Below are 18,609 nucleotides of genomic sequence, written 5' to 3'. Positions count from 1 at the left end.
CTGTTGTTTTGGAGCACACAGGTTAATGAGCCTGCCCTGCAAAAAGAACGAATAGTTTCGTCTCTCGATATGCGAAAAACAGATATGCAAGCACATGGCCTCAGAATAAGGCAGACAATCTTTATAACCAAAGGCTTGGTTGGAGCGATGCTGGCGCCAGCGCTCCGGGCCTCCCGCCGACAAGGAAAAGCACGAACGGACTTTTTGTTGTTTTCACATTGTGGTATAAACGCGATATTGCAACGCACCAGGCGGCGTCATGAAAAAAGAAGCAGGCGAGACAGAACAACACATCTCCATCCAGGTCATCGAGCGCATGGTATCGCTGCTCGACGCCCTGGCGGCCTACCCTGATCCGGTCAGCCTGAAGGAATTGTCCGCCGCCACCGACCTGCACCCTTCCACCGCCCACCGCATCCTCAATGACCTGGTGGTCAAGCGTTTTGTCGACCGCGTCGAGCCCGGCACCTACCGCCTGGGCATGCGCCTGCTGGAGCTGGGCAACATCGTCAAGAGCCGGCTGTCGGTGCGCGAAGCGGCGCTGGACTTCATGCGCGCACTGCATCGCAAGACCCACCAGACCATCAACCTGTCGGTGCGGCAGGCGGATGAAATCGTTTATATCGACCGTTCCTTTTCTGAACGGTCTGGCATGCAGGTGGTGCGCGCCATCGGTGGCCGGGCGCCCTTGCACCTGACCTCCACGGGCAAGTTGTTCCTCTCGGTGGACGACCCCAAGAACGTGCGCGCCTATGCCACCCGTACGGGGCTGGCGGGCCACAACAAGAATTCCATCACCGATCTGGCCAAGCTGGAGCGCGAACTGTCGATGGTGCGTGCGCTGGGCTACGCACGCGACAATGAAGAACTGGAGCTGGGGGTACGTTGCATGGCCGCCGGCATCTGTGACGACAGCGGCAAGCTGGTGGCCGGCCTGTCGATCTCGGCCCCGGCCGACCGGCTGCAGGATGAATGGGTGGAAGACCTGGTCAGCACGGCCAGCCAGATTTCCTCGGCGCTGGGGTATCGTCAGGACCGGAGTTGAACACGCTTCAGCTCACGCAGTCCGTTCGTCCTGAGTACATTCCCATCCCGTTCGTCCTGAGTAGCCGCGCAGTGGCGTATCGAAGGCGCGGCAGTCGTCGCGCATCGGTCGGCGCGCCTTCGATACGGGCCTCGCGGCCCTACTCAGGTCGAACGGTTTTCTGAAATACAAGCAGTTTCTCTACGACGCATCCGCCCTCCACTGCCCACCCAATCATCCCCATCCCGTTCGTCCTGAGTACATTCCCATCCCGTTCGTCCTGAGTAGCCGCGCAGCGGCGTATCGAAGGCGCGGCGGTCGTCGCGCATCGGTCAGCGTCCCCCTCGCTACCGCCGCGTGGCCGACTCAGGTCGAACGGTTTTCTGAAGCGCAAACAAAAATGCCGTTCATCACTGAACGGCATTTTTCATTCAAGCATTTGCAGGCAAGGCCATCCGCCTCCATCAACCCTCGTCGGCGCGCACCATCTTCATGCGGGTCAGGTTGCTGGGCTGGTCATCCACCAGCCACTTGCGCATGCGGGCGGCGTCACCCACGTGCGAGAGGCGGCCCTTGGAATCGAGGAAGACCATGACGATGGGACGCCCCTCGATGCGGGTATACATCACCAGGCAATGCCCCGCCTCGTTGATGAAACCGGTCTTCTGCAGGCCGATATCCCATTCCTTGTTGGAGGTCAGGCGGTTGGAGCTGTTGTACTGCAGGGCGTGGCCGCTGGGCTCGACCATGTACTTGGGATCGGTGGAGTACTGACGGATGATGGGATAGTTGTAGGCCGCCACCACCAGCTTGGCCAGGTCACGGGCGCTGGCCACGTTCTGGCTGGACAGGCCGGTCGAATCGACATAGCGGGTATCCATCATGCCCAGCGAGCGCGCCTTGGCGTTCATGGCCGCCACGAAGGCCGGCAGGCCGCCCGGGTAGTTGCGGCCCAGCGCGGAGGCGGCGCGGTTTTCCGAGCTCATCAGGGCGATGTGCAGCATGTCGTCACGGCTCAGGGTGGCGCCCACACGCAGGCGCGAGCTGCTGTGCTTTTCGCGGTCTACGTCGTCATCGGTGACGGTGAGCACTTCTTCCATGTTCTGGCGCGCTTCCACCACCACCAGCGCGGTCATGAGCTTGGTCACCGAGGCGATCGGCAGGGCCACGCCGGAATTCTTTTCAAACAGGACTTGCGAATTGGCCTGGTCGATCACCAGCGCCACGTTGGAACGCAGGGCCAACGGGTCGGGGGTCAGGTTCAGGCCGGCCATGTCACCCGCAGTCATCACTGGCGGCACCACCGGCACCGAAGGAGCGGCCGAGACGCGCTGGTAGCTGACCTGGCGCTTGCCCTTGACCACGGTCACCTTGCGCACCAGCTTTTCGCGGTTGTTCAGCGATCCCTTGGCAACGGTGCGGCTGACCGGCTGGGCGGCACGCTTGGCCACGGCCTTCTTGACCGGCTTCTTGGCGGTGTTGTTGACAGTCTGCGCGGCGGCGGGCGCCAAACCAGCGTGGATGAAAAGTAGCGATGTCAATACGGCCAGCGCTGATTTGATCATAGGTGGATCTCCCCCCAATTTACCCGATAGTCCACAAAAGAAACGTTGGCAGTGTAGCAAAAAGCAGAATTTTCGCAAGAGAATTAAGTAGTTAGCGCAATCACTTAATCGGCTTTCTACATTTCTGAGAGGTGCTTGCGCCCCCCGCTCACCTCAGATTTTCCTACTTTTGCTTTAAATTTTTTCTCGATATTTTTTGATTTTTCTCGAGAAAATTCACTTACACCAACTTCGACATGAATCAGTCTACCGTAACGCCTGGCCCGTCCAAGGCTTTAACAGAAGGCAATATAGGTCGCAGATATGCGCTTTTACGGTAGATTGAATGAAGGGATAACGAAGGGGTCGGCTGGGCCGTTGACGCCGGAGGGTCTTAAAGCGCGCAAGAAAAACGAAAAAGCCCGCCGCCAATGGGCGGGCCCACACCCGCTCAGAGCTTGCAGGCATCCAGCATAGCCACATCGATGGAAAACGACCCGGCCTCGTCCAGGGCGAAATACTGCCGCACTTCTTCCGGAGCCGCCTGCCACAGGGCCTTGATGGCCACGATGTTCTGCTGCGGGGTGCGCATGCGGGCCACCCAGCTGTCGAATTCCAGGCGCAGCTTCCAGGTCTTGTCGCTGGAGACGCCAAAGCCGGCCCGGGCCAGCAGCTTGCGCCAGGAACGCAGGCTGATGTTGCGCACGTGCGAGGTGTCGCGCAACAACTCGATGGACTGTACATAGGTATCGGCCAGCACATCGGCGGGGGCGGCGGTGTCGATGACGATGAAGCGCCCGCCCATCTTGAGCACCCGGAACACCTCGGCCAGCGCCTGCGGCAGGTTGCGCCAGTGATGCGCCGAGAAGCGGGTGCAAACCAGGTCGAAGCTGGCGTCGGGGAAGTCGAGCCGGTCGGCGCTACCCTGGCGCACCGCCAGGTTGGCCAGGCCGCGTTCGGCTGCTGCGGTGGCAACCACGTCCAGCATGGCCGGCGAGAGGTCATAGGCGATCACCTTCTCCACCACCGGTGCGACCGCGAAGCTCGCATGGCCGCCGCCACATCCCAGGTCAAGTACGCGTGCGGCCGGAATGGCGGCGGCGATGGCGGCCAATTCCTGCAGATCGGCGCCCTGCGCGTGGACGGTGCTGCTGAGGTAGGCGGCGGCGGTGCTGCCGAACTGTTCGGTGACGACTTGCTGATGGCTGCGCATGGCGGGGCTCCTGATACGTGATGAGGGGGTGAAGGGTGATGCAGTGGATGAGCAACCAGTCTAGCGCTTCTCTATGCTGTTACAAGTTGGGTAGTTATACTATTACCCTGACCACTACCCTGCCCCATCGATGGAACCCGATCTCGCCCGCCGCGCCCTTGGCGAATTCATCAAGACCCAGCGCCAGCAGATGGCCCCTGCCGATGCGGGCCTGCCGGCCATGGCGCTGGCCGGCCGCCGCCGCACGCCCGGACTGCGACGTGAAGAAGTGGCGCAGTTGTGCGGCATCAGCGTGACCTGGTACACCTGGATCGAACAGGGGCGCACCGAGTCGGTCTCGCCACAGGCGCTGGCGCGCATCGCCGATGCCTTGCGACTGCCGCGCGCCAAGCGCACCTACCTGTTTGAACTGGCGGGAAAGAAAGATCCGGCCGCCCCGGACCAGCATGAAGAAAGCAGCATCGCGCCGGAAATCCTGGAGGTCGTCAGCCAGTTCCGCGCACCCGCCTATCTGCTGGACCGGACCTGGAACACCGTGGCCTGGAACCCGGCGGCGCGCAAGCTCTTCGGCGGCTGGCTGGAGGACAGGAGCACGCGCCCCAACCTGCTGCGCTTCATGTTCGCCAGCGAACAGGCGCGTAGTCTGACGGTGGACTGGGAGCAGCGGGCGCACCGGCTGGTGGCGGAATTCCGCGCTGATTGCGCGGCCCTGCTGGACGATCCGGCAGTGCAGCGGCTGGTGGATGAGCTGTCGGCCTGCAACGCCCTGTTCCAGCGCGCCTGGCGCTTGCAGGATGTGGTGGCGCGCGAGGGCGGCGAGCGCCGCTTCCGTACGCCCCAGGGAACAGAACTGCGCTATCTGCAGGTCAACTTCCGCGTGGCCAATCGGCCCGACCTGAAATTGGTGACCCTGATGCCGGCGGCGGACTGAATTATTTGCGCACGCTTATTTGCGCACAACGAAGGCCACGCCGATCACCCCCACCAGCATGCCCAGCGCGCCGATGAGGCTGAACGCTTCCCCGAACATCAGCCAGGCCATCACGGCGGTGGTGGGCGGCGTCAGGTAGAGCAGGCTGGTGACGCTGGTGGCGGCGCTGCGCCGGATCAGCGCAAAGAGCAGAAAGATCGCGCCGATGGACAGGGCCAGCACCGACCACAACAGCGCACCGATGAACTGCGGGGTCCAGGCCACATTGCTCAAGCGCCAGTCGAGTCCTTCCACGGCCACCGCCAAGGGCAGCACCACCACGATGGAAGCCATGAACTGGATCGCGGTGCCTGTGCGCAGGTCGAAGTGCGCGCAATAGCGCTTCTGGTACAAGGTGCCCGCCGTGATGCACAGCAAGGCAAACACGCACAGGGCGATGCTGGCCGTGGACAGGCCGATGAGCGAGATCTTGTTGGCCACCACCAGCCCCACCCCGCACAGGCCCAGCGCCAGTCCCAGCCACTGCCGTCCACGCACGGACTCGCCCAGCAAGGGCGCGGCGAAGGCGGTCAGGATGGGTTGCAGCCCGACGATCAGGGCCGACAAGCCGGCCGGCATGCCGATCTTGATGGCGCACCACACGCCGGCCAGGTAACCCGCCTGCAACAACACGCCAGCCACAGCCACATGACGGATACGGCCATGCGGCCAGGGAGCGCGGAACAACAGCACCAGCGGCAGCAGCACCAGCAGCACGCCGGTGAAACGCAAGAGCAGGAAGGTCAGCGGCGGCGCATAGGGCAGGCCGAATTTGGCGACGATGAAGCCGGTACTCCAGATCAGCACGAACAACAACGGCACCAGGCTCATCAGGAGCTGGCGGGGCCGGCTTGCGCCAGCGGGGGAAGGCATCATTTCTTGTTTTCCATCATCGGGGCTGGGCCCGGTTCAGCTTGTCGGCTGCTCCAGCGCGCGGCGTGGAGGCTGGCCAGTCTTATCGTTTGTAGGTGTACGGCCACGGTCTGTTCGATCTCCCGTCCGTAACCGCCCGCCATCGTAACCGCAACCGGGATTTCGTGCTCGCGGGCATAGGAAAACACGGCCTGGTCGCGTGCGGCCAGTCCCGCCAGGCTCAGTTTCATCTTGCCCAGCCTGTCGCCCTCATGGGGGTCTGCCCCTGCCAGGTAGATCAGCAATTGCGGGGCAAAGCGCTGCTGCAGCGTCGCCAGCGCCTGCTGCAAGGCGCACAGGTAGTCCTCATCGCCCACGCCATCGGGCAGCGCTACGTCCAGGTCGCTCTGCTCCTTCTCGAAGGGATAGTTGTTCTGTCCATGCAACGACAGGGTGAACACCGAATCGTCACGCGCCAGGATCGCTGCCGTGCCATTGCCCTGATGGACATCCAGATCGACGATGGCGACGCGGGCGGCGCGGCGTTCGGCCTGCATCAGGCGCGCGGCGATGGCGGCGTCATTGAAGACGCAAAACCCCGCGCCGTGGTCGCCGTAGGCGTGATGCGTGCCGCCGGCCAGGTTGACGGCGACACCCTCGCTGAAGGCGGCGCGGCAGGCGGCAATGGTCGCCCCCGAGGAGCGGCGCGAGCGCTCCACCATCTCGGGCGACCAGGGAAAGCCGATCTCGCGCTGCTCAGCGGCCGTCAGCTCGCCACGGCTGGCGCGACCGATGTAATCCGGATGATGCGCCAGGGCCAGCTCACCGTCCGAAGCTGGCATGGCTTCATGGAATTCCAGGCCTGGCACCGTGCGCGCCGCCCCTTCGCGGATCATGCGGTACTTGACCATGGGGAAACGGTGGCCGGGTGGCAGGGGTAATACAAAATGATCGCTGTAGTAGGCTTTCACACAACACTCTCGTTTTTCTCGGCAGAGCTTGCCGCACTGCAACAAAACTGCCTTGATGCGGTGCGCAAACGATTGCGCGCACGGGATTGATAACCAGAATCCAGTTCCTTGCAGCAGAGTCTATCTGTCTTGGAATGCCTCTCAAAAAATCACCTAAGTCCTTGATTAGACGTGGATCAACTTTCCACTGCTTTTCGCCATTCCCATGTGATGAAAGCTTTGACTTTATGCACGATTAAACTAGAATTCGCTTGTGCAATGCATCATATTTCAACAAGAAATGACATCGGAATCCACCTGTTCGTCGAGATCGGTCCGTAAGTGTTCACTGTCGCGCTGCCTTGTTCATCAACCAACTAAAGAGAAGGATGTTTCAACATGACGACCTACACCGAGCAATTTTCCGCTGCAGCCAAAGCCAACGCAGAAGCGCAAATCGCCCTGTTCAGCCAGCTGGCCAGCAAGACCTTTGAAGGCGTGGAAAAACTGGTGGACCTGAACCTGAAGGCAGCCCGCTCCACCCTGGAAGAAAGCCAAGCCGCCGCCCAGAAGCTGTTCGCGGCCAAGGACCCGCAGGAATTCTTCGCACTGACCAGCGCCCACGCCCAGCCGACGCTGGAAAAGTCGGTCGCCTATGGCCGTCACCTCAGCGGCATCTTCTCCAGCACCCAGGCTGAACTGACCAAGGCTGCCGAAGCCCAGATCGCCGAAGTCAACCGCAAGGTCGTGGCGATGATCGACGAAGTCGCCAAGAACGCACCGGCCGGTTCCGAGCAGGCTGTGTCCGTGCTCAAGTCGGCCATCGGCAACATGAGCGCCGGCTACGAGCAGTTCACCAAGAATGCCAAGCAAGCCGCCGAAGTGCTGGAAGCCAATGTCACCAACGCCGTGGAACAGATGTCCCAGGCTGGCGCCAAAGTGACCCGCGGCGCCCGCAAGTAATTCTGCGCTGCGCCGCCGCCCCTGCCTGTGCAGGGCGGCGACGAGAATGGAATGCCCCGGCCGGACCGGGGCATTTTTTTGTCTGGCGCCAGCGCGGCCGGGCCGTTTCAGGCGCTGATCTGGTACTCGGCGCGCAGGCTGCGCAGGCCTTCCTGCATCTTCTCGAAGGCGGGCTCGACCTGGGCCGGGTCTCCCTTGACACCGAGGTCGATGTGGCGGCGGGTCTTTTCATCGCCCACATGCGGCAGGCTGAAGACCTTCACCAGCGGGAACTGCGCTTCGATCGCTTCCATCAGCGGCGTCAGGGTCGACTCCATGGCTTCGAACACCAGCATGGAGCGCTCGGCCCAGGCCTGGCGGTGGAACTGGTCGGCGTAGTGGGTATCGAGCACCCATTCGAACATCGGCCAGGCCATCACCGGGAAACCCGGCGCAAAATAGTGCGCACCCTGCCCGCCCGGGTTCTTCAGCGAGAAGCCGGGGATCTTGTTGTAGGGATTGGGGATGATGGAAGCGCCCTGGGGAAACTCACCCATCTTCAGGCGGTGCTGATTCTCGGGGGCGTCGAAATCGGGCGTCGATCCCGCCTCGCGGGCCATGTCGGCGATGCGTTCCTGGATCTTTTCCTTGGCCTCGGGGTGCAGCGCCAGCGACACGCCCAAGGCAGCAGCAGCGCACTGGCGGGTATGGTCGTCGGGGGTGGCGCCAATGCCGCCGGTGCAGAACACGACATCATTGCTGGCCAGAGTACGCTTGAGGGTGGCGGTGATGCGCTCGCGGTCGTCGCCCACGTATTCTGCCCACGACAACTGCAGGCCGCGCTGCGAGAGCAGCTCCAATACCTTGGGAAAATGCTTGTCGACACGGCGGCCCGAGAGGATCTCGTCGCCGATGATGATGAGTCCGAATGCCATGAGTCTGTCTGCCCGAAAGTTGATGAAACACGCCGTCGATTATGCCCGATTCAGGCCGGGCGCGGATCGGACCACCCAGCCCGGCGCCGCTGCAGGCAGCTCAAACCGGCGTCAACGTGGCGTCACGTCCTTGATCTCGCCTTGCGGCCCGTCCGGCGCCTGGCCACGACGATGGCGCAACAGGGCTTCCAGGCAATAGAACTGGAACCACAGGCCGGTGAAGACGAACACCACCACATACAGCCAGATCGCCAAGGCCGCCAGCGCCGGCAGCAGGATCACCGACAACACCCCGCCCAGCCACAGCAGCGTGGGCGCAGCGCCCAGCGCACCAGCCACGGTGCCTACCGCCAGCAGCGGCCAGCGATGCAGATGCAGCACGGCGCGCCGCTCCTCGGCGCTGGCATAGTCGGCCAGGGTGTCGTAGGCCATGACGCGATAGGTCAGCCAGCCCCACAGCAGGGAATGGATGACCAGGGCCAGCGGCGGGATCAGGAATACCCAGATGGTGGAAATCCACAGCACCGTGAAGACCGCAAAGCACCACAGCGACGTCCACAGGCTACCGGCCACGCTGCCGCCATAGCGCTTCTCCAGCATGGGGTAGTGGCGCGCACCGATGTGGCGGGCGATGGCGGGAATGGTGAACAGGCCCACGAAAACCAGGGCCGTGATGATCATCAGCGGCAGCAGGGTCCACATGGCCAAGAGCGGCACCAGCACCGTCTTGAGCGCACCCATGCCGAACCAGGCCAGCATGCCGCCGATCTCGCCGAACATGCCGTGCGAGACGAAATAGTCCTGCAACCAGTCGATCACGGGTTGCAGTCCCAGCCACAGGCACAGCGCCCACAAGGCCAGCGACACCACGAAGGGCAGCACCGTCAGCCACAGCATGCGGATGTGCAGTTGCGCCAGCAGGGCGCGCCCGAAGGAGGCGATGAACAAGCGCATCAGCGCACTTTCCGGCGGCTGAACTCAACGATGCGCTTCACGCCCAGCCATTGCTGCATCCAGAAGCCGCGACCATAGTCGCGTCCCTTGCCGGCCGGCGGCGGCAGCTGGTCGCGCACGCCAGTCATGGCAAAGCCCTGGCTGAAGTGGGCGGTGCGGAAGAGCACATCCCAGATCGGGAACAGCACGGCAAAATTGTGCCCGCCCAGCGAGTTGCGGCCCCGGCTTTCATGGCCCAGGCCGACGGCGTGGTGCGTGCGATGGAAGCGCGGCGACACCAGCAGGTATTCGCCGATGCGGCCGAAGTGGATGCGTACGTTGGCGTGCTGCAGGCTCTGCAGCATGCGCGAGAGCGACACCAGCAGGATGTACTGCGAGGGTTCCACGCCGATGAAGACGGCGATCAGGCCGAAGATGATGTCGTGGAACAGGTTGTCCAGCATGTGGTTGCGGTCATCGCTCCACAGGTTCATGTTCTGCTGGCTATGGTGCAGGCTGTGCAGCGCCCACATCCAGCGCACATTGTGCTGCGCCCAGTGATAGACATATTCACACAGGTCCAGCACCACCATGTAGAGCAAGAAGCTCACCAGCGCCTGGTCGGTCACGCCCGGCCAGATCTGGTCGAGGTTGAAGCTGCCCCAGCCTTCCAGGTGCAGCGCCTCGGACAGGTAGGACAGCGCCGGATCGAGCAGCAGGAAGGCCACGATGGGGATCACGCCCAGCCGCTGCAGCACGGTATAGATGAAATCGTTCCAGCGCGCGCGCGGATCGGTGATGGGATGCACCGGGATGGCCGACTCCAGCGGACGCAGGATGAGGAAGAGGATCACCAGCTCGCACAGGCCCACCAGGACGAATTCGGTGCCGGTAAAGGCTTCTTCGACGAATTCCCCCATGCCGATGAAGAACACCAGCGGTTGCACGAGAGTCTGGAATAGCCAGCCCTGGACGGCGGCAAAAAGATCGGAAATGGTCTGGATCATGGATAGCTCAGAGACGATGGTGCAGTGCTGCGGTACTGCAATGATACGCTGGCGCCCTCCCCTGGCGGCCTGCGCCGCTTGGACCCGGGGCGCTCCTCAGCGTTCCTTGCCGACGGTGAACAGGTGGCGGTAGGCCGGATGATCGCGCAAGGTGGCAAAGCAGAAGCCCTTGTGCTCCAGCCCGGTGATCAGGGGTTCCAGCACAGCCGGCGCCCACGGGTCCTGGCGCGACCAGATGCCCATATGGGCCAGGAAGATATCACCATCCTTGAGGCCATCGAGCGCCTTTTTCAGCAACATCTCGTTGGGGAATTTGTCGCTGGGCAGTTCGTCGCCCGAGAATCCCGCCGGCGCCCAGGCCACATGGGCATAGCCGCAGGCCTGGCCGGCCTTGAGCAGATTGGGTGTCAGGCGTCCGCCCGGCGCGCGCCACAGCGGATCGAGCTTGCGCCCGGTCAGCTCCTGGAAGCGCTGGTCGACCCGCTTCATCTCTTCGCAATACTGGGCCGGTGTCCATTGCAGCTTCTTGCCGGCCTGCGCGCCGAACTGCGGACGCACTTCGATCTTGCCCTCGGGCAGGTCGCGGATCACATAGACATGGTCGAAGGTATGCGTACCAAAGGCATGCCCTTCGCCGGCCAGCCGCTTCCACAGCGGCGCCCAGCCCGGATCGAGGGAATAGTCGCCGTGGATGGTCTTTTCGTTGGCGAGGAAGAAGGTGGCCTTGATGTGGTGGCGCTGCAGGGTCTGCTCGATCAGTTCGGCCTGGGACTGGCTGCCGGTATCGAAGGTCAGGTAGATCCTGCCCTTGCAGGCCGACTCTTGCGGCGTGGCCGGTTGCGCAAGGACCTGGCCTGCCGCCAGCAGGGCGAACAGGCACAGGCCGCGCAGGGACTTTCTGGGGAGAGGCTGCTTCATCGCTGCTTCATCGCTGCTTCATGGAGAGGGATCAGAGATCGGGCGCGCGGTTATGGAGATAGATGCCGTGCGGCGAGCGGCCCACCGGGATCACCTTGGTCACCGAACGGCTGGCCAGGTCGATCACCGCCACTTTCTTGACCCAGCGCAGCGTGGCCCACATGGTCTTGCCGTCGGAAGTCACTTCCATGCAGTCCGGACCACCCGGCACCTTGATGGTGCCGACGTTTTCCAGCGTGGTCATGTCGACGACGCTGATGGTGTTGGCGACGCGGTTGGAGACGTAGACGAAGCGCTTGTCGCCTTGTCCACGGAAATTGTGCGCGCCGACGCCGGTCTTGATCTTCTTGACGATCTTCTGGGTGCGCCAGTCGATCACCTCGACATAGTCGGCCCCCATGATGCCGACCATCAGATACTTGTTGTCCGGCGTCATGATGATCCCGGCCGGCAGCTTGCCCACCGGCATCGTCCATTTGACCTGCTGGGTGGCCAGGTCGATGGCGCTGATCTGGTCGCTGCCCTGCTGGGTGATGAAGGCGGTGGTGCTGGCGTTGTCGAAGGCGATATGGCTGGGCGTCTTGGGCAGCGGGATGCGCTTGGACAGCTTCAGATCCTGGCCGTCATAGCTGTAGACATCGACGCGGTCCAGGCGCAGGCCGGTGGCGACGAACCATTTCTGGTCAGGGGTGAAGCCGATCTGGTAGGGATCGATGATGTCGCGGATCTTGCGTTGCACCGCGCCGGTCTTGGGGTCCAGGAACAGCAGCTGGTTGCCGGTGGCGCTGGCCACGATCAGCGATTTGTTGTCGGGCGTGGCCATCAGGTGGTGCGGTTCCTTGCCCACCGAGAAGGTCGAAAGCTCCTTTTCGCCGGTCTCGTCCAGCAAGGAGACCGAGGCATCGCCCGAATTGAGGACCACGACCACGTTGGCGTGTGCCGAGACGGCCAGGACGGCCGAGACGCATGCTGCGCGAAGGGTAAGGGAAAAATATTGGCGGATTCTACGCAACATGACGAACTTTACACAAAAATGCCTGATCTCATCGTGCACGAGGCACGTCCTCGGCGGTTAACGCGGCCCGTGTGCTTCCCGCTGACAGCCCACTGACGCAATATGAAAAATTTCTAGTTTTTTGGTTTACACTGCCTGCCGTTCCGGTCGCAAGCCGCCACCGCAGGCCTGACAGCCCGGCTCAGTCCGCGTCACGCCTGCGTTTGCGGACAATGCCCGGGAGCAACATCCTGCGCTGTCAGGAATGGTCAGCACACACCAGGGCAGCACCGGCCGCACCCACGCAATCCCCTCACCGAAAGGAACATGATGTCCACGATCACGACAGCTTCCGGGCTGCAATATGAAGAAATCAACATTGGCGCAGGCGACGAAGCCAAGGCCGGCAGCCATGTCACGGTGCATTACACCGGCTGGCTGCAGAACGATGACGGCAGCGCCGGCAGCAAGTTCGACTCCAGCAAGGACCGCAATGACCCGTTCGCCTTCCCGCTGGGCGCAGGCCACGTGATCAAGGGCTGGGACGAAGGTGTGCAGGGCATGAAGGTCGGCGGCACCCGCAAGCTGATCATCCCGGCCAGCCTCGGTTATGGCGCACGCGGCGCCGGCGGCGTGATCCCACCCAACGCCACGCTGATCTTCGAAGTCGAACTGCTGGCCGTCTGAGCCCTGGGGAGGAGAGAGATGAGCACCCTGCAAGAACAGTTCGAAGCGGCCGTGGCCGAATCCAAGAGCCTGCCCGAGCGTCCCGACAACATGACCCTGCTGAAGATGTACGGTCTCTACAAGCAAGGCAGCAACGGCGACGTGCAGGGCGAACGTCCCGGCATGACCGACTTCGTGGCCCGCGCCAAGTATGACGCCTGGGCCGCCTTGAAGGGCAAGCCGCAGGCCGAAGCGCAACAGGAATACATCGACATCTTCAATGAACTGAAGGGTTGATGCACTCGGGGTGGGTCGCCATCCTGCCGCCCGCCAGACGAGCATAGAGAAACAAGATACGGGCGCACCTGCCACGCGGGTGCGCCCGTTTTCTTTGCGGGTGATGCCGCCGGATCAGCCCTTGACGACGTCCGGATTGAGCAGGTTGGGCGGACGCTGGCCCGACAGGGCCGCAATCAGGTTATCGGCTGCGCAGTTGGCCATGGCCAGGCGCGTCGGCGTGGAAGCGCTGGCGATGTGGGGCGTGAGCACGACATTGCTGAGATCCAGGAATTCCGGCTTGAAGGCTGGTTCATTCTCGAACACATCCACGCCGGCGGCAGCGATGCGGCCTTCGCGCAGCGCGGCAATCAACGCCGCATCATCGACGATGCCGCCGCGGGCGATGTTGGTGAGGGTAGCGGTCGGCTTCATCAGCGCCAGTTCGGCTGCGGCGATGGTGTGGTGGGTGTCTTTCGAGTAGGGCAACACCAGGATCACGTGGTCAGCCTGGCGCAGCAGCTCTTCCTTGCTGACGTAACGGGCGTGGTTGGCGCGCGCTTCCAGCTCCGGCGCCAGGCGCGAGCGGTTGTGGTAGAGCACCTGCATATCGAAGCCCAGCGAGCGGCGGGCAATGGCCTGGCCGATGCGGCCCATGCCGATGATGCCCAGCGTGGCGCCATGGATGTCGGGACCGACGAAGCTGTCATAGCTCCATTTCTTCCACTTGCCGGCGCGCAGGAAGTGTTCCGACTCGGTGATGCGGCGCGCCGCGGCCATCATCAGCGCCCAGCCGAAGTCGGCGGTGGTTTCGTTGAGCACGTCGGGGGTATTGGTCGCCATCACACCGGCCTGGGTGGCGGCGGCCACGTCGATGTTGTTGTAACCCACGGCCATGTTGCAGACAGCCTTCAACTGCGGGTTGGCGGCAAACAGCGCCGCCGTCACCGGCTCGCTGGGGGTGGTGAAGAGGCCATCCTTGCCCTGCGCCTTGGCCTGCAGTTCAGCGGCGCTGTAGATGCGGTCGTCCTGGTTGGATTCGACCTCGAAATGCTGCTCCAGGCGCGCCAGGACTTCGGGGAAGACGGCGCGGGCGACGAAGATCTTGGGTTTCATGCGGGTCTCGTTATCTAGGTTTCGTTGTCGGAAAGGTGCAGCACAACATCACTCGGAATCAATCTGAATCAGTCAGAAGAACAGGAAACTCATGACAATGAACAGCGGCGCCAGAATCCCCGCCGACCATGCCATGTAGCCGAAGAAGCTGGGCATGCGGATGCCGCGCTCCTCGGCGATGGCCTTGACCATCATGTTGGGGGCATTGCCGATATAGCTGTTGGCTCCCATGAAGACGGCGCCGGCGGAGATGGCCGCCAGGGTCGAGGCCAGCGGCCCCATCAGCTCACGCGCATCGCCGGAGGCGGTATTGAAGAACACCAGGTAGGTCGGCGCATTGTCCAGGAAGGAGGACAGCAAACCCGTCATCCAGAAATACATCACATCGTCGGGCTTGCCATCGGGCCCGGTCACGGCCCGCACCACGGCAGCGAAAGCGCCCTGCTCGCCTGCGCGCAGCATGGCGATCACGGGAGCGATGGTCAGGAAGATGGCGGCGAAGAGCTTGCCCACTTCCAGCATCGGCCCCCAGCCGAATTCATTGCCGGAGCGCGCCGACTTCGGCGTCAGCCACAGCGAGACCAGGATCACCCCCAGCAAGGCGCCGTCACGCAGCAGGTTCTGCCACTCCAGCGGCGCGCCCATCAGTTCGGTAGCCACACCCGGCTTCCACAACCCGCTCATGAGCACCAGCCCGACCACTGCGCCCAGCAGCAGGAAATTGACGCGCCCTTCCAGTTGCCATGCCGAGTCCGGCGTGGGATCGAGGGGACGGCGCTCTTCGCGGTTGAGGTAGAAGTGGCGGTCCAGCCCATAGAAGATGAGCAGCAGCGCACCGCACAGGAAGGCCATCGGCCCCAGCAGGTGACGCGCGGTCCAGAAGAAATCGACGCCCTTGAGGAAGCCCAGGAACAGCGGCGGATCGCCCAGCGGCGTGAGCGAACCGCCCGCATTGGCGACCAGGAAGATGAAGAACACCACCACATGCACCGTGTGCTTGCGGTCGTCATTGGCGCGGATCAGGGGGCGGATCAGCAGCATGGCCGCGCCGGTGGTGCCCATGATGCTGGCCAGCAGCGTGCCCAGCGCCAGCAAGCCGGTATTGAGGCCGGGCGTGCCATGCAGGTTGCCGCGCACGCAGATGCCGCCGGCCACGGTGAAGAGCGCGGTCAGCAGGATGATGAAGGGCAGGTATTCGGCCACCAGCGCATGCACGCTGATGGCCAGCGCCGCATGCGCGCCATGCAGGGCCGCGAACGGCAGCAGGAAGGCCAGCGCCCAGGCGGCGGCGATCTTGCCGAAATGATGATGCCAGAGGGCCGGCATCAACAGCGGCAGCACGGCGATGGACAAGAGCACACCGGCAAAGGGGATGGCCCAGGCCAGGGAGAGGCCTGCGCCGTCGAGTTCGGCGCTCCACCCCGGCAGCGGCAGGAGCAAGGCACAGAGGGCAAACAGGAAAGGGGCAGGGATTCGGGTCAGCAAATGTCGTCCTGAAGGCATGCAGATGGAGAAACTCCTCGCGACAATCTGCCGGAGCAGGCCATCACGAGGAGTCACACTATAGCAGCCGACATGCCGCCCAGGCGCAAAAACGTCCGGGTGGAAAAACTTTCAGGTATCGTTCAAATCCGGTCAAGCCTTGATCTGGAACACCTGCCGCAGATAATTCACATAGGCCGGGTCATCACACATGTTCTTGGACGGCGTGTCCGACAGCTTGGCCACTGGCTGGCCATTGCAGCGGACCATCTTCATGACCACCTGCAGGGGCGTGTAGCCCAGGTCATTGGTGAGATTGGTGCCCACGCCGAAGGCCACCTTGGCGCGGTCCTTGAAGCGCAGGTACAAGGCGCGCACCTTGTCGAAGTCCAGGCTGTCGGAGAACACCAGCACCTTGCTGGAGGGATCGACGCGATTGTCGCGGTAATGCTGGATGAGCCGCTCGCCCCATTCGAACGGGTCGCCCGAATCGTGGCGTGCGCCATCGAAGAGCTTGCAGAAATACATGTCGTAGTCGCGCAGGAAGGCGTCCATCCCATAGACGTCCGAGAGCGTGATGCCCAGGTCGCCCCGGTACTCGCGCGCCCACATCTCGAAGGCAAAGGTCTGCGAGTCGCGCAGGCGCGGCCCCAGCGCCTGGCAGGCCTGCAGGTATTCATGCGCCATCGTGCCCAGCGGGGTCAGGTCGTGCTGCATCGCGTACATCACGTTGGAGGTGCCGGCGAAGTGATCACCCATGTGCTGCTTCATCTCGTCGATGACTTCGGCATGCCAGCTGCGCGAGAAGCGGCGGCGGGTGCCGTAGTCAGCGATCTTGCAGCCGGCCAGTTCCGGGTCGTCGGTGATGACCGACATCTTCTTGCGCAGCCGCGCCCTGCCCTCTTCCAGGTCCGGCGAGCGCTGGGTGGCGCGGAAATACACTTCATTGACGATGGCCAGCACTGGCACTTCGAACATGATGGTGTGCAGCCACGGTCCCTTGACGCTGATCTCGATCTCGCCATTGCCGGCCGGGTCGGGCTGGACCGTGATGTACTTTTCGTTGAGATGGAACAGGTCGAGGAAATCGACGAAATCGCTCTTGATGAAGCGCAGGCTGCGCAGGTAGTTCAGCTCGTCTTCCTTGAACCGCAACCGGCACAGGGCGGCGATCTCGGCGCGGATCTCATCGACGTAGGGCCGCAGGTCGACGTTCTCGTTGCGGCATTTGAAGCGGTATTCGACTTGCGCGCCAGGGAAATGGTGTAACACCACCTGCATCATCGTGAATTTGTACAGGTCGGTATCGAGTAAGGAAGTGATGATCATGAAATCCGGATGCGGCTGGCCGCATGCTGCCATGTTGATAGTCCACCTGCACCGCGCGATGCCGGGACGACGCCGCCGGGCGTCGCGCCCGCTATCTTAACCGAGATCGGTCAGACCAAAGCCCCGGTTGCTGCGGGGGCTTTGCGGCCTGGGCGGGTCATTTCGAGGCCGAGGCCGGACGGCGGCTGCGCACATAGGCCGGCGGCGGCAGGTAGGCCGCGCCATCCAGATAGCGCCAGTCGCGCATGCTGCTGCGCCCATCCTTCTGCGAGACCAGGCCGACAAAGGCGCCCAGCGAGGCCTGCTGGTCCAGCGCGCGGAAACTGACCGGCCCCAGCGGCGAGCCGAACTGCAGGCCGCGCATGGCCTCGACCAGCACCTCGCCATCGCCGCCCTCGCTCTTCTTCAGACCGGCGGCAATGGCCATCATGGTGGTATAGCCGAACACGGCCGACAATTGCGGGCGTTCGCTGAAACGCTTCAGGTAAGCCTCGAGGAAGCGCTGGTGCTCGGGCAGGCTGACCTGGTCCCAGGGATAGCCGATGGCCAGCCAGTCACGGATGGCTTCGCTCTGGCTAGGGTCCAGGCTTGGCGCGCCGGCCGAGGCCATCGAGACTACCCGCACGCCCTCGAACAGCTGCTGGCGGTTGCCGGCCTGCACGAACTTCTGCAGGTCTTCGCCAAAGGTGGCGTTGAAGATGCCATCCGGACGTGACTGGCGGATCGCCCGGGCGACGTCGTCCGCCTTGATCTTGCCCAGGGCCGGCCACTGGTCGCTGACGAATTCCACATCCGGACGCGCCTGCTTCAACAACAGCTTGAAGCTGGCCACGGCGCTCTGGCCATATTCATAGTTGGGCGCCACCACCGCCCAGCGCCGCCCCGGCAGGCGGGCGGCCTGCTCGGCCAGCATGGCGGCCTGCATATAGGTCGAGGGGCGCACGCGGAAGGTGTAGCGGTTGCCCTTGTCGAGGGTGATGGCGTCGGAGAGCGCATCGCCCACCACCAGCACGGTACGGCCGCGGGCCGCCTCGCGCGAGACGGCCAGGGCCACGTCGGAGAGCATGGAGCCGGTCAGCACTTCCACATGGTCCTGGCTGATCAGTGCGCGCGCATTGCGGGCGGCCTGGTCCGCATCGCCGTCGTCCTCGCGCACGACCAGTTGCAAGGGGCGGCCGCCGACGCCGCCGGCGGCATTGATCTGCTCCAGGGCCAGCGCCAGGCCATTGCGGTAGGCTTGCCCGGCGGTGGACAGCCGGTGACGGCTGTTGATCTCGCCGATGCGGATGGCCTCGGCGGCATGACTCGGGCCCCAGGGCAGCGCCAGCGCGGCGGCCAGGCCCAGCAGGAGTGTCCAGCGGGAGCGCGGGGAATGAAGGGATTGCTTGCGATGGGCAGCGTTCACGCCGGACATCCTTATCATCTTGTCGCTCTGACCAGACCGTCGCTTCCACGAAG

At 63.4% G+C, this 18,609-nt stretch carries 18 protein-coding genes; 5 read left to right on the top strand and 13 right to left on the bottom strand.

Translation table 11 applies throughout. The features are described 5' to 3' along the window. Positions 1–259 precede the first annotated feature (259 nt). A complete protein-coding gene (locus ACP92_RS08145) occupies positions 260–1,045 on the top strand; it encodes an IclR family transcriptional regulator (protein WP_013233659.1) in 786 nt (261 codons plus the stop codon). A 443-nt stretch (positions 1,046–1,488) separates the two neighbouring features. Here the strand turns inward: ACP92_RS08145 and pbpG are convergent, their stop codons facing one another. Both pbpG and ACP92_RS08135 read right to left on the bottom strand, forming a co-directional pair. Beyond that, positions 1,489–2,589 carry a D-alanyl-D-alanine endopeptidase gene (pbpG, locus tag ACP92_RS08140; protein WP_013233658.1) on the bottom strand — a complete coding sequence of 367 codons (1,101 nt, stop codon included), beginning with the start codon at positions 2,587–2,589 and terminating at the stop codon, positions 1,489–1,491. Between the two features lie 430 nt (positions 2,590–3,019). After that, positions 3,020–3,781 carry a class I SAM-dependent methyltransferase gene (locus ACP92_RS08135; RefSeq protein WP_013233657.1) on the bottom strand — a complete coding sequence of 254 codons (762 nt, stop codon included), beginning with the start codon at positions 3,779–3,781 and terminating at the stop codon, positions 3,020–3,022. A 130-nt stretch (positions 3,782–3,911) separates the two neighbouring features. Between ACP92_RS08135 and ACP92_RS08130 the strand changes: the two genes are divergently transcribed. Next, a complete protein-coding gene (locus ACP92_RS08130) occupies positions 3,912–4,712 on the top strand; it encodes a helix-turn-helix transcriptional regulator (protein WP_013233656.1) in 801 nt (266 codons plus the stop codon). A gap of 15 nt (positions 4,713–4,727) precedes the next feature. On the opposite strand, the gene ACP92_RS08125 is transcribed toward ACP92_RS08130, so the two are convergent. After that, on the bottom strand, positions 4,728–5,627 hold the full coding sequence (locus ACP92_RS08125; RefSeq protein WP_013233655.1) for a DMT family transporter: 900 nt from the start codon (positions 5,625–5,627) through the stop codon (positions 4,728–4,730). Then, positions 5,624–6,514 carry a histone deacetylase family protein gene (locus tag ACP92_RS08120; protein WP_216666074.1) on the bottom strand — a complete coding sequence of 297 codons (891 nt, stop codon included), beginning with the start codon at positions 6,512–6,514 and terminating at the stop codon, positions 5,624–5,626. The genes ACP92_RS08125 and ACP92_RS08120 overlap by 4 nt, the downstream gene beginning before the upstream one ends. Before the next feature lie 438 nt (positions 6,515–6,952). Here ACP92_RS08120 and ACP92_RS08115 point away from each other — a divergent pair, with 438 nt between their 5' ends. Further along, complete coding sequence (locus ACP92_RS08115) at positions 6,953–7,516, top strand: phasin family protein (RefSeq protein ID WP_013233653.1); 564 nt, start codon at positions 6,953–6,955, stop codon at positions 7,514–7,516. A 107-nt stretch (positions 7,517–7,623) separates the two neighbouring features. On the opposite strand, the gene ACP92_RS08110 is transcribed toward ACP92_RS08115, so the two are convergent. From ACP92_RS08110 to ACP92_RS08090, 5 genes are all read right to left on the bottom strand, one after another. After that, the gene (locus ACP92_RS08110; RefSeq protein ID WP_013233652.1) at positions 7,624–8,430 is read right to left on the bottom strand and encodes a competence/damage-inducible protein A; all 807 of its coding nucleotides are present in this window, start codon (positions 8,428–8,430) and stop codon (positions 7,624–7,626) included. Between the two features lie 111 nt (positions 8,431–8,541). Then, positions 8,542–9,384: an EI24 domain-containing protein gene (locus ACP92_RS08105; RefSeq protein WP_013233651.1), complete on the bottom strand. Its 843-nt coding sequence runs from the start codon at positions 9,382–9,384 to the stop codon at positions 8,542–8,544. Beyond that, positions 9,384–10,370, bottom strand: coding sequence for a sterol desaturase family protein (locus ACP92_RS08100; RefSeq protein WP_013233650.1), 987 nt, complete (start codon positions 10,368–10,370; stop codon positions 9,384–9,386). Before ACP92_RS08100 ends, ACP92_RS08105 begins: the two co-directional genes overlap by 1 nt. A gap of 96 nt (positions 10,371–10,466) precedes the next feature. Then, positions 10,467–11,288, bottom strand: coding sequence for a polysaccharide deacetylase family protein (locus ACP92_RS08095; RefSeq protein WP_013233649.1), 822 nt, complete (start codon positions 11,286–11,288; stop codon positions 10,467–10,469). A gap of 31 nt (positions 11,289–11,319) precedes the next feature. Continuing rightward, entirely contained in the window at positions 11,320–12,303 is a 984-nt protein-coding gene (locus ACP92_RS08090) for a YVTN family beta-propeller repeat protein (RefSeq protein ID WP_013233648.1), read from the bottom strand. 309 nt (positions 12,304–12,612) lie between these two features. On the opposite strand from ACP92_RS08090, the gene ACP92_RS08085 reads away from it, so the two are divergent. Both ACP92_RS08085 and ACP92_RS08080 read left to right on the top strand, forming a co-directional pair. Beyond that, the gene (locus ACP92_RS08085) at positions 12,613–12,969 is read left to right on the top strand and encodes an FKBP-type peptidyl-prolyl cis-trans isomerase (protein ID WP_013233647.1); all 357 of its coding nucleotides are present in this window, start codon (positions 12,613–12,615) and stop codon (positions 12,967–12,969) included. Positions 12,970–12,987: 18 nt separating this feature from the next. Next, a complete protein-coding gene (locus ACP92_RS08080; RefSeq protein ID WP_013233646.1) occupies positions 12,988–13,245 on the top strand; it encodes an acyl-CoA-binding protein in 258 nt (85 codons plus the stop codon). A 114-nt stretch (positions 13,246–13,359) separates the two neighbouring features. Here ACP92_RS08080 and ACP92_RS08075 read toward each other — a convergent pair whose 3' ends face one another. The 4 genes from ACP92_RS08075 to ACP92_RS08060 form a co-directional block, all read right to left on the bottom strand. After that, entirely contained in the window at positions 13,360–14,340 is a 981-nt protein-coding gene (locus ACP92_RS08075) for a 2-hydroxyacid dehydrogenase (RefSeq protein WP_013233645.1), read from the bottom strand. A 72-nt stretch (positions 14,341–14,412) separates the two neighbouring features. Next, on the bottom strand, positions 14,413–15,843 hold the full coding sequence (locus tag ACP92_RS08070; protein WP_013233644.1) for a sodium:proton antiporter: 1,431 nt from the start codon (positions 15,841–15,843) through the stop codon (positions 14,413–14,415). A gap of 132 nt (positions 15,844–15,975) precedes the next feature. Further along, positions 15,976–17,151, bottom strand: a complete 1,176-nt coding sequence (gene pncB, locus ACP92_RS08065) for a nicotinate phosphoribosyltransferase (RefSeq protein WP_041311670.1) — start codon at positions 17,149–17,151, stop codon at positions 15,976–15,978. Positions 17,152–17,308: 157 nt separating this feature from the next. After that, on the bottom strand, positions 17,309–18,556 hold the full coding sequence (locus ACP92_RS08060) for an ABC transporter substrate-binding protein (protein WP_420809673.1): 1,248 nt from the start codon (positions 18,554–18,556) through the stop codon (positions 17,309–17,311). Positions 18,557–18,609 lie beyond the last annotated feature (53 nt).

It is taken from the genome of Herbaspirillum seropedicae (genome assembly GCF_001040945.1).
Taxonomy (GTDB): domain Bacteria; phylum Pseudomonadota; class Gammaproteobacteria; order Burkholderiales; family Burkholderiaceae_D; genus Herbaspirillum; species Herbaspirillum seropedicae.
This window is presented reverse-complemented; position numbering and strand designations above follow the sequence as displayed.

Excerpts from the sequence above, each read along its gene's own strand:
- ACP92_RS08145 (WP_013233659.1), top strand. The coding sequence starts at position 260 with ATGAAAAAAGAAGCAGGCGAGACAGAACAACACATCTCCATCCAGGTC.
- pbpG (WP_013233658.1), bottom strand. The coding sequence starts at position 2,589 with ATGATCAAATCAGCGCTGGCCGTATTGACATCGCTACTTTTCATCCAC.
- ACP92_RS08135 (WP_013233657.1), bottom strand. The coding sequence starts at position 3,781 with ATGCGCAGCCATCAGCAAGTCGTCACCGAACAGTTCGGCAGCACCGCC.
- ACP92_RS08130 (WP_013233656.1), top strand. The coding sequence starts at position 3,912 with ATGGAACCCGATCTCGCCCGCCGCGCCCTTGGCGAATTCATCAAGACC.
- ACP92_RS08125 (WP_013233655.1), bottom strand. The coding sequence starts at position 5,627 with ATGATGCCTTCCCCCGCTGGCGCAAGCCGGCCCCGCCAGCTCCTGATG.
- ACP92_RS08120 (WP_216666074.1), bottom strand. The coding sequence starts at position 6,514 with ATGGTCAAGTACCGCATGATCCGCGAAGGGGCGGCGCGCACGGTGCCA.
- ACP92_RS08115 (WP_013233653.1), top strand. The coding sequence starts at position 6,953 with ATGACGACCTACACCGAGCAATTTTCCGCTGCAGCCAAAGCCAACGCA.
- ACP92_RS08110 (WP_013233652.1), bottom strand. The coding sequence starts at position 8,430 with ATGGCATTCGGACTCATCATCATCGGCGACGAGATCCTCTCGGGCCGC.
- ACP92_RS08105 (WP_013233651.1), bottom strand. The coding sequence starts at position 9,384 with ATGCGCTTGTTCATCGCCTCCTTCGGGCGCGCCCTGCTGGCGCAACTG.
- ACP92_RS08100 (WP_013233650.1), bottom strand. The coding sequence starts at position 10,370 with ATGATCCAGACCATTTCCGATCTTTTTGCCGCCGTCCAGGGCTGGCTA.
- ACP92_RS08095 (WP_013233649.1), bottom strand. The coding sequence starts at position 11,288 with ATGAAGCAGCCTCTCCCCAGAAAGTCCCTGCGCGGCCTGTGCCTGTTC.
- ACP92_RS08090 (WP_013233648.1), bottom strand. The coding sequence starts at position 12,303 with ATGTTGCGTAGAATCCGCCAATATTTTTCCCTTACCCTTCGCGCAGCA.
- ACP92_RS08085 (WP_013233647.1), top strand. The coding sequence starts at position 12,613 with ATGTCCACGATCACGACAGCTTCCGGGCTGCAATATGAAGAAATCAAC.
- ACP92_RS08080 (WP_013233646.1), top strand. The coding sequence starts at position 12,988 with ATGAGCACCCTGCAAGAACAGTTCGAAGCGGCCGTGGCCGAATCCAAG.
- ACP92_RS08075 (WP_013233645.1), bottom strand. The coding sequence starts at position 14,340 with ATGAAACCCAAGATCTTCGTCGCCCGCGCCGTCTTCCCCGAAGTCCTG.
- ACP92_RS08070 (WP_013233644.1), bottom strand. The coding sequence starts at position 15,843 with ATGCCTTCAGGACGACATTTGCTGACCCGAATCCCTGCCCCTTTCCTG.
- pncB (WP_041311670.1), bottom strand. The coding sequence starts at position 17,151 with ATGATCATCACTTCCTTACTCGATACCGACCTGTACAAATTCACGATG.